Genomic DNA, 14,677 nt, shown 5'->3' on the forward strand with positions numbered 1-14,677 from the left:
CAGAAACTGTCCGGCTATATTATTTTTATGCACCCTAGACTATAATAAAAACTATGTCAAGATTTTTTAACATAGTCTCATATATTATTGTTAATTACATTTGTTATACTCAATCGCTGCTTTAATAAACTGAATAAATAACGGATGAGCTTCAAAAGGTTTAGATTTAAATTCCGGATGAAATTGTACTCCTACGAACCAACGCAGTAGCGGTAGTTCAATTATTTCTACAATCTCTTCATCTTTTGAAAAACCGCTAAATACTATTCCGTGTTTTTCAAAAATATTTTGAAATTCATTATTAAATTTATATCTATGACGATGTCTCTCATTTATTTCAAGGCTTTTATAAGCATTAGCTGCAATGGTACTTGCGACCAAACTACAAGGATAAGAGCCGAGCCTCATAGTCTTTTTTACATTTTCAATTGTTATTTTTGAGTCTTCACAGTTTTTATTTATTTTCTCAATAATTTTTGTACCGTCTACTTTAAATTCTTCCGTTACTGCATCTTTAATACCGATTAAATTCTGAGCTATTTCGATCGTCGCAAGTTGCATACCGAAACATATTCCAAAAAAAGGTATGTTATTAGTACGGGCATATTTTATTGCTATAATTTTTCCTTTAGTTGCCCGTTCTCCAAATCCGCCTGGTACTAAAATCCCATCTATATCTAATAATTTTTTATTAATATTCTCTTCAGTTAGAGTTTCAGCATTTATCCATACTAAATCAATTTTGTATTTGTAATAAATACCTGCATGATCAAGTGCCTCGATTACTGATTTATAAGCATCTTTTAATTTATGATATTTAGCTATTATAGCGATTCTTACTTTTGAATTAGAATCTTTTATCCTATTAATTATATCATGCCATTTATCTAATTTAGACGGCATTATATTAATATTAAAAAATTTTAATACTTTATTATCAAGACCTGAATTATGATATGCAATCGGTACTAAATATATATTTTTTTGATCTATTGCCGGAACAACATACTCAGATTCTATATTACACAATAAAGCTATTTTATCTATTTCGCCTTTTGAAATGTTACGTTCTGCACGACACACTAGTATATTAGGTGAAATACCTATAGCGCGTAATGCTTTAACTGAGTGTTGGGTAGGTTTTATTTTTAATTCACGGGCGGTTTTAACATAAGGTAATAATGTTAAATGAATAAATAAACAATTTTCGCTTTTTAATTTGTTACCAATTTGCCTTATAGCTTCAAAAAACGGTAGACCTTCAATATCACCGACTGTACCGCCTATTTCACAAATAATAAAATCAAAACCCTTGGTGTTTGAAAGTATAAAATCTTTTATTATATTTGTAACATGCGGGATGACTTGAACAGTAACGCCGGCGTAATTTCCTAAACGTTCATCTTTAAGTAATTTTGAGTATATCGCACCTGTTGTGATGCTATCAAATTTGCATGCAGAAACTCCGGTAAAACGTTCATAATGTCCAAGATCTAGATCAGTTTCTGCTCCGTCATCGGTTACATATACCTCACCATGTTCGTGAGGATTCATAGTTCCCGGGTCAATGTTAAGATAAGGGTCTAGTTTTCGTACACTTACTCTAAAACCTTTCGCTTGCAATAGCATAGCAAGAGATGCTGCCGTTAGACCTTTACCGAGTGATGAAACAACGCCGCCGGTAACAAAAATGAAATGTACCATTATTATAAACCTAGTTTACTAATATTTTCGTAAAATTTTACTGCTTTTTTTAAGTCTTCTTCCGTATCTACGGAAATAGGAACATTCTCAACTAAACATGTACCTATAGTCATGCCGTTTTCAAGGACACGTAATTGTTCTAAACGTTCTGTTTTTTCTAAAAAAGTTGGCTTAAGAGATACAAATTTTTCTAAAGCGTTTTTGCGAAAACCATACATGCCTACATGATATAAAAATTCTTCTGCACCGTTTGGAATAAGACTACGCGAAAAATACAATGCTGTTCCCGCCGAGTCAACTGCTACGGTAACATTACTACTAGCTTTCACTGATTCCCTATCTACTTTTACTATCGGTGTAACAATATCGTATTTGCTGTTTTTTAAATATTCTATAATTTTCAAAATAGAGCTAGGTTCAATGAAAGGCATATCTCCCTGTACATTAACTATGTAATTAATGTTTTGATTATTTGGAATTAATTTAAAAGCTTCATAAGTACGATCAGTACCGGTTGGGATAGCACTATCCGTGAATATTACTTTTCCTCCGACTTTTGTAATAATGCTTGCTATCTCTTCCGAGTCGGTTGCAACATATGTATGCTCAAGGCCCGCTTGATTTACTTGTTTGAATACCCGCTCGATTAAAGTTATAGAGCCGATAAGCTGCAGCGGTTTTTGTTTAAGCCTAGTTGAACTTAGCCTTGAGGGGATAATTATAGCCACGTCCTGATGCCGCATAAACTTTCTAAGTTTAAATTAAAAAATAATTGTTGACAGATTAGCCTTTTTCGGCGATAAAGTAAAACATAATTTTTGAATATATGCAATATTTTAAGAATATTTAAGAGCTCGTAGCTCAGTCGGTAGAGCATTTGACTTTTAATCAAAGGGTCCCGGGTTCAAATCCCGGCGAGCTCACCATATTTCTACACTGTGGGTTTGTAGCTCAGCTGGTTAGAGCACACGCCTGATAAGCGTGAGGTCGGAAGTTCAAGTCTTCTCAAACCCACCATTCAATCCACTACAACAATAAAATCTGTATTATCATAATTATATCAAGGTGATCATTTATTAATATTGCTAAGTTAGGATGATATTGTCAAACTAATGCTTAGATTATGAAAAAATACAAATTTACTGAAAAAGAACAAGAAATACTAGATTATTTTGAACAAGATGAGCTTTTAGAGTTACCTAAAAAAGAACTAGAGAGCCAAAAAAATATAGCTAAAATTGCCGCAGCTAATTTTTTTAAAAAATCGGAAAGAATTAATATTAGATTGCCGTTATACGATTTAAATCATATAAAAAGAATTGCAGCACAAGAAAGAATGTCTTATCAAACTCTTATTGCTAGTGTTTTACACAAATACGCGTCCGGATATTTAAAATTAGATAAACTTATTTAATCAATACTTTTTTTATATAAATAACATTTTTTCTCAATGAGTCTTTTTAGAGGTAGAAAAAGGTTAGAGGGTAAATTATCAAGAGCAAACCACTACCAGCTTTCTACTTTATGAGCCTCAAGATTCTGTAATTCATGCTCATTTAAACAATGAGCTTTAAGGAAAATCAAGACGTAATGCTTTTGTTCTTTTTCAAAAATATCGTTAGTCACCGCTATCAATTGTGGATTTTCAATGATCAGATTTGTTTCTTCTAAAACTGCACGGATAGCACATTCTTCAAATGTTTCTCCAAATTCTAAATGTCCACCGACAGGAGCATAACTAGACTCACTATGGGAACTAATACGTTTACCTAATAAAATTTCATTCCTATTAAGATTAAAATACCGATACCGATGCGTAGGTGGTTAGTAATATCTAACTATTAACTCTGGATTGACTTATTAATATCGTATGTTAGCTTCTAAAGCAAATAAAAAAATATTGCTTATTTAAATACCGTGAGCTATTTGTAGATTATATTTAATATTTACCTGTAGTTATGAATTCTACCAATCAATTACAAAATAATAGCTTAACTAATTCTTGGCTTAAGCTTGGTATTTTATCCTTGGGATTTGCGGGTTTATATTCAATTATTTTGGTGGTACTACGTACTCCGCAATTATCAAGCTTTTTCCCAAATCCACATATTTTCAAATCTGCTTTAATTATTCATGTTAATTTATCGGTATTGATTTGGTTATTGTCCGTTACGGCTAGTGTTTGGGGGGGGGAAACGTCATTGCGAGGAGAGGCCAATCCTCGACGCGGCAATCTCATGAAACAATACAAAATTTCTGAGATTGCCACGTTCTCTACGTTCGCTCGCAATGACGTGTTTCGCCTTTACCCCAAACTTGCTTTTCTAGCTACTCTTCTAATCGCCATCTCCCCAATAGCCGGGCATAATCCGGTGATGAATAATTATATACCGATGCTTGAAAATATCGTATTTATTGTGGGGTTAAGCTTATTTGGTGTTACGTTGCTATTGTACGCTATAAATATTTTATATTTCTTCGATTGGACGAACTTAAATAGTTTAGTTAATTTTACCGTATTATCGACTATTATAATGTTTATTTTAAGTTTTTTTTGTTTTGGATGGTCTTATAATGGCTTGCAAAACCTCATTCAAATTATTCCAATCGAGATAGAATTTTATTATGAATTACTTTTTTGGAGCGGAGGTCATTTACTGCAATTTATATATACTCAAATATTAATATTTATTTGGGTTAGTTTATTTAGAGAGTTAATAGCTAGAGAATTGAAATTTCAAAAATTCTATCTTTTCTTGCTTTATTTAAATTTTATTTTCGGAATTCTTACACTTTTCGGTCATATATTTTATGATATTATCGATGGAGCCTTCAAAGTATTTTATACAAATCATATGAAATATCTAGGCGGCATTGCTCCTGTTTTATGTTTAATAGGTATGGGGGTTGAGTTGGTGTGGGTATTTGTCATCCCGCGGCTTGACCGCGAGATCCAAACAAAATATCAGAATAATGTTATAGATCTCGCGGTCAAGCCGCGGGATGACACGGTTACAATAAATGACAGAGTAATCAAAACTATCTTACTTTGCTCTATTACTTTATTCTTACTTGGCGGGCTTATAGCAATGAATATCACAGGTATAAATGTAGTAATTCCTGCTCATTATCACGGGTCTATAGTAGGGATTAGCATTGCTTGTATGGGGTTTAGTTATTTAGGTATTGGGAGGTATCAACGTCATTGTGAGCGACTAAAAAGAGCGTGGCAATCTCATGAGGTAATACAAAAACTCCCTAGATTGCCGCGTCGGTACTTCGTGCCTCCTCGTAATGACAATATTATTAATTTTACATTTTACCTCCTAACATTCGGGCAGATTCTGCACATACTAGGTCTAGCATTCGCCGGTGGTTACGGTGTTATGCGGAAAGACCCAAATAGTGTAATGCCGATGTCAGCTAAGCTATTAATGGTAATGATGGGCGGAGGAGGGTTTATTGCTATAGTAGGCGGCTTGATGTTTGTATATATTTGTGTTAAAGTAATGTTTTTTAAAAGTATAAAACTAGCACATGAGTAAACCAACTAGAGAAGCAGCTAAAGATGCAGTAAGAACGTTACTAAAATTCATTGGTGAAGATCCAAGCAGAGAAGGGTTGCTTAAAACGCCTGATAGAGTAATTAATAGCTACGCAGAAATATTTTCTGGTTATGGAAAGGATGTAGCAGAAATATTAAATACCAAGTTTTATGAAACTTGTAATTTTCAAGATTTTATCTTACTGAATATAAAATTTACCTCTTTCTGTGAACATCATATATTACCTTTTAACGGTACAGTAGATATAGCTTATGTTCCTGATAATTGTATTGTCGGCATAAGTAAGCTAGCACGAATAGTAAATATTTTTGCTAGAAGACTACAAATCCAAGAAAAAATGACGGTACAGATAGCAGAAAGCGTGCAGGAGAATTTAAAGCCGCTTGGCGTTGCCGTTAAGATTTCTGCCGTACATAGCTGTATGTCAATGCGTGGTGTAATGCAAGATAATAGCGTTATGAATACCATGCATTATACGGGTATATTTGCCGAACAGCAGAAATATCGTCATGAGTTTTTAAACCTTACTGCTAAAAGGTGATACGTTATTAATGTCATTTCTGCGGAGGCGGGAATCCAGTCATTTTGTCATACCGCGACTTGATCGCGGTATCCAGAAAAAAAAATTAAAAAAACTGGATCCCGTGGTCAAGTCGCGGTATGACAAAATAAATGATTATAAATATAGCAAGAAAGTAAATAAAATATGTTATTATCAAAATATTTTTTACCTGTGTTAAAGGAAGAGCCAAGTGAAGCTCAAGTAACTTCGCATAAATTAATGCTTAGAAGTGGAATGATTAGGCAGCAAGCAGCAGGGATTTATACTTGGCTTCCGCTTGGCTTAAAAGTATTGAAGAATATTGAGAATATAGTACGCTTAAATATGAATAAAGCGGGAGCTTTGGAAGTGCTAATGCCTTGCATTCAGCCGGCACATTTATGGATGGAATCGGGACGTTTTGATAATTACGGTAAAGAAATGCTGAAATTTCAAGATCGCCACGATAATACTTTACTATTCGGTCCTACTAACGAAGATATGATCACGGATATTTTTCGTCATAATATTAAGTCATATAAGGATTTGCCGAAAAATCTTTATCATATCCAATGGAAATTTCGTGATGAGATTAGACCTCGTTTTGGTGTTATGAGAGGACGAGAGTTTTTAATGAAAGATGCTTATTCTTTTGATATAAATGAAGAAAATGCTGTTAAAACCTATAATAAAATGTATAAGGCTTATATCAATGCTTTCAGGGATTTAGGCGTGTTTGCTATCCCTGTTATTGCCGATAACGGTCCGATCGGTGGCAATTTAAGCCATGAGTTTCATATAATCGCTGAAACTGGTGAAAGTACTATTTATTACGATAAAAAATTTAAGACATTAAAAGATAATCCTGATATCGATGTAGAGGAAATTAAAAGTTGGTACGCGGCAGCTGAAGAAAAATATGAAGTAAATAAATTACCTGTATCTGAACAAGAAATAACCAGCAGTAAAGGAATAGAAGTTGGGCATATTTTTTATATAGGCTCAAAATATTCGGTTAATATGAATGCACTTATTAATGATGAGCATGGTAAACTAACTCCTATAGAAATGAGTTCTTACGGTATAGGCATTTCAAGGTTAGTTGCTGCTATCATAGAAGCAAATTGTGATGAGAAAGGTATCATATGGCCTTCTAGCGTTGCTCCTTTCAAAGTTTCTCTAATTAATTTAAATATTCATGATAGTAAATGCGTAGAGCTTGCGGAAATGGCTTATAAAGAGCTATCAGATAAAAATATAGAAGTGTTATATGACGATACCGAAGCACGTCCAGGCATTAAATTTGCAACGCATGATCTTATAGGCTCACCTCATCAAATTATAATTGGTCCTAAAAAAGCTGCAAATAATATTGTTGAATTAAAAGATCGTAAAAGTGGTGTTATAGAAGATATTGAGGTAGGTAGTCTAATGAGTGTATTGTAAAATAAAGAGATATACGTCATTACGAGGAAATTGCATAGCAATTGATGAGGTAATCTCAGGAGTTTGTTATTATTTCATGAGATTGCTACGCAGTCTACGGCTGTTCGTAATGACGATTTTGGAGTCATGCAATAAGGCTAATACCCTATGGGAATGATATAGCAAAAATATTCTTCGTAGACAATGATAGTATCATATGATACTATCATATAATGAATAGCAAACCGTCTTTTCAAATAACTAATAAAATCTTGGAGTTATCACAAGATATTTCTTATGAGCTTGGTATTTTAGCCGGTAGCAAGCTTTACTCTCAACCTATAAAACTTAGAAAAAATAATCAAATTAAAACCATACATTCTTCTTTAGCAATTGAAGGAAATAGTTTAAGCGTAGAGCAGATAACCGATATAATAAATGGCAAGCGTGTACTCGCACCTGAAAAAGATATTGTAGAAGTAAAAAATGCTATAAAACTATACAATAATCTGACTATATTTAATCCCTTCAAAATTGAATCATTATTAAAAGCACATGAGATATTAATGCAAGGATTAGTAGAAGATAACGGAAAGTGGCGTAAAGGTAATGCCGCTATATTTAAAGGCACAGAGATTATACATTTTGCCCCTACGGCACGCCGTGTATCTTTATTAATGCAGGATTTATTTGAGTTTATAGCACAAGATAAGCAAATTTCTGGAATAGTTAAAGCTTGTATATTTCATTATGAGTTTGAATTTATCCATCCTTTTTCAGACGGTAACGGACGAATCGGTAGATTATGGCAACAATTATTACTAATTCAAGCTAATAAAATTTTTGAGTATATTTCCGTTGAAAGTTTGATAAGGAATAATCAAAGTGAATATTATAGTGTTTTAAGTAAGTGTGATAGGCTTGGTGAATCGACCTTATTTATCGAGTTTATGCTTGATAGAATAGTTGCAGCATTAAGATTATATAGTAATAATATTACATATGAGGCAAATACGCCTTTATCTAGAATGGAATTTGCTAAGGTTAATTTAATAGATCAATGGTTTTCTAGAAAAGATTATATTACTGTACATAAAAATATTTCTACGGCAACGGCTAGTAGAGATTTGTTATATGGTTTAGAGCGTAAACTTTTAATAAGTAAAGGGGATAAGAATCAAACTTATTATAAGTTTGTGTAGTTTTTAATGTGTCATTCCCGCTTTCGTGTATGAGGGTTAACTTAAGAGAAGAAAAAACCTCTGATGCCATTCCCGCGAAAACGGGAATCCAGCACTTTAAAGCTTTTTAAAAGCTTGATTTATCTTGCTTTATCCCTAAGATTTCTGCTTTCGCAGGAATAACATCATATCACTGATTCAAAAAGGGATTAACATGAAAAATTTTATAAAATATTTGTTTTTTACCGGTCTATATATAGTAGTGACGATAATAGTTGCTTATATGGTTTTGGCTCAAACTATTCCTAATGATGGGCAGTGTCATATGATGGATAGACCGTTTGTTATTCATTACATCTTAGCAGCAATTATTACCGCTTTACCGATACTAATTTTAATGTATAGTAAAAAGAAAAAGTAAATATATGATCGGTAAATTAAGCGGTAAAGTTGATTTCCAAGGCGATGATTACGTTATAATTGACGTAAACGGGGTAGGGTACTTAGTCTATGCTTCAGGTAAAACTTTAGGTAAACTTGCTGAAGGGGAGTTTTATAAACTATTTATCGAAACCCATGTTAGAGAGGAACATATTCATCTTTACGGTTTTTTGACTCTAGAAGAGAAGAATTTTTTTAATTTGCTACAATCAGTAAACGGTATAGGTACAAGAATGGCTTTATCTATCTTATCAAACCTTACGCCTTCAGATATTCAAATTGCTGTAAATAGTGAAGATAAAAATATATTTAAAGTAATATCCGGAGTAGGGGCTAAACTTGCTGAACGTATAGTGCTAGAGCTGAAAGGTAAAGTAGTGAAAATATCAAGCGGTTCAGCTATTATTAAAGAGGGCTTAAATATTAAGAATATCACACCCGTTGCAAGTAATGAAGTAATAAAAGCTCTAGTAAATCTAGGATTTTCTAGATTTGAAGCTCAAAACGCTGTTCAAGGCATCATTACCCAAAATCCCGAAATCTCTATTGATGAATTAATCAAAACAGCCTTGAAAAATCGAAATTCTAATTTTTAGTTGATAAATTAGCAGTTATTTTATATTAATTTTAATTACTAAAATTAATAGGTAAAATATATGTCCAAGTTAATAGAATATTTAGGAAAAATACAGGCTGAAGAAAATATTAAAAGAGCTAGAGAAAGACCCTGCTACTTTAATTATTACCGAAGTTAATTTTGTACCACAATCATCGGTATTTGCAGCTGCTGGATACTCTAAAATTCCTGAAGATTTTTTAAAAATGGGTTATTTAATGCTTTACAAGGAGACGCTACTATAAAGTACTTAAAAGCACTGATAGTTTTGAGTGGAGTTTAAAATCAATAAAGTTATTTGCTGAATTTTTTAAAGATCCGCTATACCGAATTACCGACATTAGTTTTATAAATGCTTTGAATAATGTTAATAAGATAGCATGTTCTTTTAGATACCTTAAGAGTAAACGAAACAAAAATAAGCGATTTAGATATAAGTGGGATATTTTTTGATAATAATGTTCCTGCCTGATCCTCATTTGTTAACAATACTAAACTTGCCGGATTGAATTTTTCATTAAGTACAGAAGTAAGCGAGGAATCAAAGAAAGCCTTATCGGATGCTATAAAAGAGAATAAAAGCTTAATTGGATGTAATATTTTAGGTTATAAGATAGGAATGAAATCTCAAGATAGACAAGAATTGGACGCATAAATTACAGAAATAACTGATGAAAATAACCTTACTCTAAAAGATGTAGCAGAAATTTTGAAAAATTATTATGAAAATCCTAATATAATATTATCAAATGAGATATTTGGCCATTATTTCAAGTTATATAAAGGATTAAATCAAAATTACCTTAAAGAAGAATTACAAAACTTAGGCGTCACTGATACAGAAAAATTTTTTGAAACCGTAGATAAACTTAGAGAAGGGGTAACTAGTGTCTATGAAGAGGGCTAATATAAAAGTCTAAAATAATTTATAGCATAAAACTATTTTTTGGCTATTATTAGTCATTATATTCGATTTAAAATAATGACTAATATATTATCACCCGAAAAAAGTAAAAATGATCAAGAATTGCCGATAAGGCCGTCATATTTGCAAGAATTTGTCGGTCAACAGCAGATTAAAGAAAATCTTTCGGTATTTATTAAGGCTGCAAAATCTCGAAATGAGCATCTTGATCATACTTTATTTTATGGTCCGCCTGGGCTTGGTAAAACTACGCTTGCTAAAATTATCTCTAACGAAATCGGCGGTAATTTTAAATCCACCTCCGGTCCTGCTATACTTAAGGTCGCTGATCTTGCTGCTATTCTTACCAATCTTGAAAAGAACGATGTATTATTTATTGATGAAATCCACCGTTTAAATACTGCGGTTGAAGAGGTTTTATATCCTGCTATGGAAGATTTTGAGCTTGATATAATTATAGGTGAAGGATCTGCCGCAAGGTCAGTGAAAATAACCTTGCCGAAATTTACCTTAATCGGCGCTACCACACGCCTCGGGCTGCTTAGTAATCCTTTGCGTGATAGGTTCGGTATCCCTATGCGGCTAAATTTTTATAATACCGAGGAATTGAAGAAAGTTCTAAATAGAGCAAGTAAACTACTTGATATTGATTTGACTGATTCGGGTTCTGAAGAAATAGCTACAAGAAGTAGAGGAACGCCAAGAATTGCATTAAGATTGCTTCGTCGTATAAGAGATTTTGCAGTAGTTGACGGTAAATCAAGAGTAGATAAGGAAATCTCTGATTTTGGGTTAAATCGTTTGGCAGTTGATCGCATAGGACTTGATAGCAATGATTATCGTTATCTAAAATTCATAGCGGATAATTATAACGGCGGTCCTGTCGGAATTGAAACGATTGCAGCTGCCTTATCTGAACAACGTGATGCACTTGAAGAAACCATAGAGCCTTATCTTATACAGATAGGTTTACTACAAAGAACTCCTAGAGGTAGGGTAATCACGATTGCCGCTTTTGAGCATTTGAAAATGCCTGTACCGAATCAATCACATCATCAATTTAATATTTTTAACGAGAATGAATAACAATAATTTAAATGATAACTACACAGCCGTAGATGTTATAAAAAGGTTGATAAAAGATCATGTTAAACCTTACGCAAATAAAATATATTTTTCGATATTTTGTATGGTTGTTGCAGCACTTTGTACGGCAGTGATCGTACATGCAGCTAGACCTATTATTGATAAGGTTTTTTTAACGCATGATAAGAAAATGCTTATAATAATGCCTATAGTGCTTACTGTAACTTTTGTTATAAAAGGAATTTCAGAGTATTATCAGAATTATCTAATAAAATTTGTTGGGCAGAGGGTACTAAACGATTTACAGATAAAAATGTATGAGCATTTGTTATTTGCCGATATTTCTTTTATTCAAAACCAATCTTCAGGACGTTTAATATCTCGTTTTACTAATGATATTTCTTTGATGCGTGGAGCTGTTTCTAACTTACTTGTCGGATGTGCTAAACATTTCCTAACTGTAGTATGTTTAATAGCAACAATGTTTCATTTAGAACCGCTATTATCTTGCGTAATTTTTCTTGTTTTTCCTTTAGCTGTTTATCCGGTGCAAAGGATGGGTAGAAAGATAAGAAGAATATTTGCACAGTCACAAGAAGAGCTTGGGCATTATACCTCTCGGCTTGATGAAACATTTCAGTCAATTAAGATTATTAAATCTTTTGTAGGCGAACAAATAGAAAGTAATAGAGCATCGTTGATTATTAATAATATTTTAGAGTTCTACAAAAAAACATCTAAGCTAGATGCGATGGTTTCACCGATTATGGAGGGTTTAAGCGGTCTTGCAGTTGGAGGGATGGTATGGTATGGAGGTAATCTAGTCCTGGAGGGGAAAAGTACGCCAGGGGCTCTTTTTGCTTTCTTGGCTTCTTTTGCAGCGGCTTATAGACCGTTTAAAAGTTTGGTATCGTTAAATATTAATTTGCAAGAAGGAATAGCAGCAGCTAAGAGGGTATTTAGTATTTTGGATACCGAGCCTCTTATTAAAGATCATGAAGATGCTAAAGACGTAGATTTATATAATCCACAAATTACTTTTGAAAAACTAGCTTTAAGGTTTGAGAGTAAAATAGCTATAAAATATATAGATTTAAGGTTAGAGCCTCATAAAATTATTGCGTTTGTCGGGCGTTCAGGTAGTGCTAAGACTTCGCTTAGTAATTTATTAGTGCGTTTTTATGATCCAAATGAAGGAAGAATTTTAATTAATAATCATGATATTAAAGATATTAAGCTTACTTCACTTAGAGGTCAGATTTCCTTAGTTACTCAAGATACTCATTTATTTGATACAAGCGTTGCAGAAAATATAGCATACGGTCAGGAAAACGCTACAAGAGAAGAAATAATTAGAGCAGCAAAATATGCCGATGCTCATGAGTTTATTATGCATCTGCCGAATGGTTACGACACGCAGATAGGGGGGCGGGGGACGACTCTTTCAGGCGGTCAGCGTCAGCGTTTATCTATTGCTAGAGCTTTCTTAAAAGATGCTCCTATTTTAATTTGGGATGAAGCAACAAGCAGCTTAGACCAAGCTTCCGAAAAGAAAATTCTAGAATCGTTAAAGAAATTACGCCAAGGAAAAACCACTTTAATTATTACGCATCGTTTAAGCAGTATTACCGATCTTGATAATATTATCGTCATGAAAAACGGTGAGATTTGTGAACAAGGAACTCATACACAATTACTTAAGAATAAAGATGAATATTATAGGTTGTATAATAAGGAGTTAAGAGAAAATGGTTGATTTATAAAGTAAATAGCTTATATTTATTAATTATTATTGCAACACTAATATTTTCGTCATTGCGAGGAAATTATGTAAGTAATTGACAAAGCAATCTCAAGATACTTAACAAGATTGTCACGTCGGGACTATGCCCCTCCTCGCAATGACGGTTTAATGAAATATCACAATGCGCATTACCAAGATTTTTAAAGACTATCGATTATTTGAAATATTTATTTTAGGAATAGTGAGCGGTATGCCGCTGGTTATAATTTTTTCTACTCTTGCGGTATGGTTAAAAGAATCCGGTATAGATATCGCCATTATTACTACTTTTGCGGTTGCAAGGTTATCATATTCGTTAAAAGTATTTTGGTCGCCTCTAGTCGACAATTTTAAAATACCTTTTTTAAGTAGGTGGGGACATCGCAAAAGCTGGCTTATATTATGTAGCTCTTTAATGGCTTTAGTACTAATTGCTATGAGCAAGGAAAATCCTGAAGTTTCTTTAACTTCTTTCTATTTTTTGACTATATTATTAGGCTTTTTATCTAGCACGTTTGATATTGCCGTTGATGCGTTGCGTATAGATAAGTTTGATCAAGAAACACAAAGCATAGCTAGTGCAACCGCCGTATTCGGTTATCGAATCGGTATGCTTATTACAGGGGCAGGTGCTTTGTACCTTGCAGAAATAACTGGAAATAATTGGCAACTAACTTTCTTTGTTATAGCTATAATATTTGTCGTTGCAACGATATTTATAATAACCGTAAACGAAAAAGAATTAGTAAGAGAAAAAATTAATATTATTTCTATTACTTCATGGATTTCTACAGTAATTAATCCTTTCAAGGATTTTTTCAAAAGAGAATTTGCTGCAACTATTTTACTTGCGGTAATATTTTTTAAATTAGGTGATGCTATGCTTGGAGCGGTTGCCTCACCTTTTTATATAGAGCTTGGTTATACAAAAGGCGAAATAGCAATAATAGCTAAACTTTATGGATTGATTGCAACCTTAGTCGGCGGTTTTGTCGGTGGTATTGTAATGTATAGGGTAGGGAATTTTAAAGGTTTGATTATTACCGGTATTGCCCAAAGCTTAACGCATTTTGCATTTATTTGGCTTAATCATCAGCCTCCTTCTTTTGAAGCTTTATTAATTGCTATTACTATAGAGAATTTTGCTGCCGCTATGGGTGCTACTGCTTTAGTCGGATATATAGGTAATTTATGTAATAAAAAATATTCCGCAACACAATATGCTTTACTTAGTAGTACTAGTAGTTTATGTAACAATACTGTCACTATTTATGCTGGAAAACTCGTAAATATGATGGGCTGGGACGTTTTTTTCCTCTTTACTATAATTTTAGCCTTGCCTGCTTTGTTTATATTAATGTATCTTAATAAAAAGGTTAATGTGTAGTAAGTATTATTTTCATCGTCAT

At 33.1% G+C, this 14,677-nt stretch carries 15 protein-coding genes and 2 tRNA genes; 14 read left to right on the top strand and 3 right to left on the bottom strand.

The features are described from left to right. Positions 1–90: 90 nt before the first annotated feature. Together RJP_RS02790 and RJP_RS02795 are read right to left on the bottom strand one after the other, a co-directional pair. On the bottom strand, positions 91–1,704 hold the full coding sequence (locus RJP_RS02790; RefSeq protein ID WP_014120730.1) for a CTP synthase: 1,614 nt from the start codon (positions 1,702–1,704) through the stop codon (positions 91–93). Positions 1,705–1,706: 2 nt separating this feature from the next. Then, positions 1,707–2,447: a 3-deoxy-manno-octulosonate cytidylyltransferase gene (locus tag RJP_RS02795; RefSeq protein ID WP_014120731.1), complete on the bottom strand. Its 741-nt coding sequence runs from the start codon at positions 2,445–2,447 to the stop codon at positions 1,707–1,709. Positions 2,448–2,554: 107 nt separating this feature from the next. On the opposite strand from RJP_RS02795, the gene RJP_RS02800 reads away from it, so the two are divergent. The 3 genes from RJP_RS02800 to RJP_RS02810 all read left to right on the top strand — a co-directional run bounded on the left by RJP_RS02800 (position 2,555) and on the right by RJP_RS02810 (position 3,118). After that, positions 2,555–2,630, top strand: a tRNA-Lys gene (locus RJP_RS02800). A gap of 14 nt (positions 2,631–2,644) precedes the next feature. Then, a tRNA-Ile gene (locus RJP_RS02805) sits at positions 2,645–2,721 on the top strand. 106 nt (positions 2,722–2,827) lie between these two features. Next, entirely contained in the window at positions 2,828–3,118 is a 291-nt protein-coding gene (locus RJP_RS02810) for a hypothetical protein (protein ID WP_024704523.1), read from the top strand. A gap of 92 nt (positions 3,119–3,210) precedes the next feature. Here the strand turns inward: RJP_RS02810 and RJP_RS07710 are convergent, their stop codons facing one another. Continuing rightward, positions 3,211–3,483 (bottom strand): nucleotide triphosphate diphosphatase NUDT15, encoded by a 273-nt coding sequence (locus RJP_RS07710; protein WP_081497896.1) that lies wholly within the window; start codon positions 3,481–3,483, stop codon positions 3,211–3,213. Between the two features lie 179 nt (positions 3,484–3,662). Between RJP_RS07710 and RJP_RS02815 the strand changes: the two genes are divergently transcribed. The 11 genes from RJP_RS02815 (at position 3,663) to RJP_RS02860 (ending at position 14,655) form a co-directional block, all read left to right on the top strand. Continuing rightward, on the top strand, positions 3,663–5,249 hold the full coding sequence (locus RJP_RS02815; RefSeq protein ID WP_014120732.1) for a cbb3-type cytochrome c oxidase subunit I: 1,587 nt from the start codon (positions 3,663–3,665) through the stop codon (positions 5,247–5,249). Then, positions 5,242–5,811 (top strand): GTP cyclohydrolase I FolE, encoded by a 570-nt coding sequence (gene folE / locus RJP_RS02820; protein ID WP_014120733.1) that lies wholly within the window; start codon positions 5,242–5,244, stop codon positions 5,809–5,811. The genes RJP_RS02815 and folE overlap by 8 nt, the downstream gene beginning before the upstream one ends. A 165-nt stretch (positions 5,812–5,976) precedes the next feature. Further along, complete coding sequence (gene proS / locus RJP_RS02825; RefSeq protein WP_014120734.1) at positions 5,977–7,257, top strand: proline--tRNA ligase; 1,281 nt, start codon at positions 5,977–5,979, stop codon at positions 7,255–7,257. 212 nt (positions 7,258–7,469) lie between these two features. Beyond that, positions 7,470–8,438: a Fic family protein gene (locus tag RJP_RS02830; protein ID WP_024704524.1), complete on the top strand. Its 969-nt coding sequence runs from the start codon at positions 7,470–7,472 to the stop codon at positions 8,436–8,438. 193 nt (positions 8,439–8,631) lie between these two features. Next, entirely contained in the window at positions 8,632–8,838 is a 207-nt protein-coding gene (locus RJP_RS02835; RefSeq protein WP_014120735.1) for a hypothetical protein, read from the top strand. Between the two features lie 4 nt (positions 8,839–8,842). Next, on the top strand, positions 8,843–9,454 hold the full coding sequence (gene ruvA / locus RJP_RS02840; RefSeq protein ID WP_014120736.1) for a Holliday junction branch migration protein RuvA: 612 nt from the start codon (positions 8,843–8,845) through the stop codon (positions 9,452–9,454). A gap of 525 nt (positions 9,455–9,979) precedes the next feature. Then, positions 9,980–10,129, top strand: coding sequence for a hypothetical protein (locus tag RJP_RS10385; RefSeq protein ID WP_014014227.1), 150 nt, complete (start codon positions 9,980–9,982; stop codon positions 10,127–10,129). Beyond that, positions 10,130–10,381 (top strand): hypothetical protein, encoded by a 252-nt coding sequence (locus RJP_RS02845; protein ID WP_332844264.1) that lies wholly within the window; start codon positions 10,130–10,132, stop codon positions 10,379–10,381. It abuts the gene before it with no gap. A 75-nt stretch (positions 10,382–10,456) separates the two neighbouring features. Continuing rightward, the gene (gene ruvB, locus RJP_RS02850; RefSeq protein WP_024704525.1) at positions 10,457–11,485 is read left to right on the top strand and encodes a Holliday junction branch migration DNA helicase RuvB; all 1,029 of its coding nucleotides are present in this window, start codon (positions 10,457–10,459) and stop codon (positions 11,483–11,485) included. Further along, on the top strand, positions 11,478–13,241 hold the full coding sequence (locus RJP_RS02855) for an ABC transporter ATP-binding protein (protein ID WP_014120739.1): 1,764 nt from the start codon (positions 11,478–11,480) through the stop codon (positions 13,239–13,241). Before ruvB ends, RJP_RS02855 begins: the two co-directional genes overlap by 8 nt. A gap of 169 nt (positions 13,242–13,410) precedes the next feature. Further along, complete coding sequence (locus tag RJP_RS02860; protein ID WP_014120740.1) at positions 13,411–14,655, top strand: AmpG family muropeptide MFS transporter; 1,245 nt, start codon at positions 13,411–13,413, stop codon at positions 14,653–14,655. Positions 14,656–14,677: the final 22 nt, after the last annotated feature.

Source organism: Rickettsia japonica YH, assembly GCF_000283595.1.
Taxonomy (GTDB): Bacteria; Pseudomonadota; Alphaproteobacteria; order Rickettsiales; family Rickettsiaceae; genus Rickettsia; species Rickettsia rickettsii.

What these genes read in the sequence shown, in the direction of transcription:
- RJP_RS02790 (WP_014120730.1), bottom strand. Translation starts at nt 1,704, where the DNA reads ATGGTACATTTCATTTTTGTTACCGGCGGCGTTGTTTCATCACTCGGT.
- RJP_RS02795 (WP_014120731.1), bottom strand. Translation starts at nt 2,447, where the DNA reads ATGCGGCATCAGGACGTGGCTATAATTATCCCCTCAAGGCTAAGTTCA.
- RJP_RS02810 (WP_024704523.1), top strand. Translation starts at nt 2,828, where the DNA reads ATGAAAAAATACAAATTTACTGAAAAAGAACAAGAAATACTAGATTAT.
- RJP_RS02815 (WP_014120732.1), top strand. Translation starts at nt 3,663, where the DNA reads ATGAATTCTACCAATCAATTACAAAATAATAGCTTAACTAATTCTTGG.
- folE (WP_014120733.1), top strand. Translation starts at nt 5,242, where the DNA reads ATGAGTAAACCAACTAGAGAAGCAGCTAAAGATGCAGTAAGAACGTTA.
- proS (WP_014120734.1), top strand. Translation starts at nt 5,977, where the DNA reads ATGTTATTATCAAAATATTTTTTACCTGTGTTAAAGGAAGAGCCAAGT.
- RJP_RS02830 (WP_024704524.1), top strand. Translation starts at nt 7,470, where the DNA reads ATGAATAGCAAACCGTCTTTTCAAATAACTAATAAAATCTTGGAGTTA.
- RJP_RS02835 (WP_014120735.1), top strand. Translation starts at nt 8,632, where the DNA reads ATGAAAAATTTTATAAAATATTTGTTTTTTACCGGTCTATATATAGTA.
- ruvA (WP_014120736.1), top strand. Translation starts at nt 8,843, where the DNA reads ATGATCGGTAAATTAAGCGGTAAAGTTGATTTCCAAGGCGATGATTAC.
- ruvB (WP_024704525.1), top strand. Translation starts at nt 10,457, where the DNA reads ATGACTAATATATTATCACCCGAAAAAAGTAAAAATGATCAAGAATTG.
- RJP_RS02855 (WP_014120739.1), top strand. Translation starts at nt 11,478, where the DNA reads ATGAATAACAATAATTTAAATGATAACTACACAGCCGTAGATGTTATA.
- RJP_RS02860 (WP_014120740.1), top strand. Translation starts at nt 13,411, where the DNA reads ATGCGCATTACCAAGATTTTTAAAGACTATCGATTATTTGAAATATTT.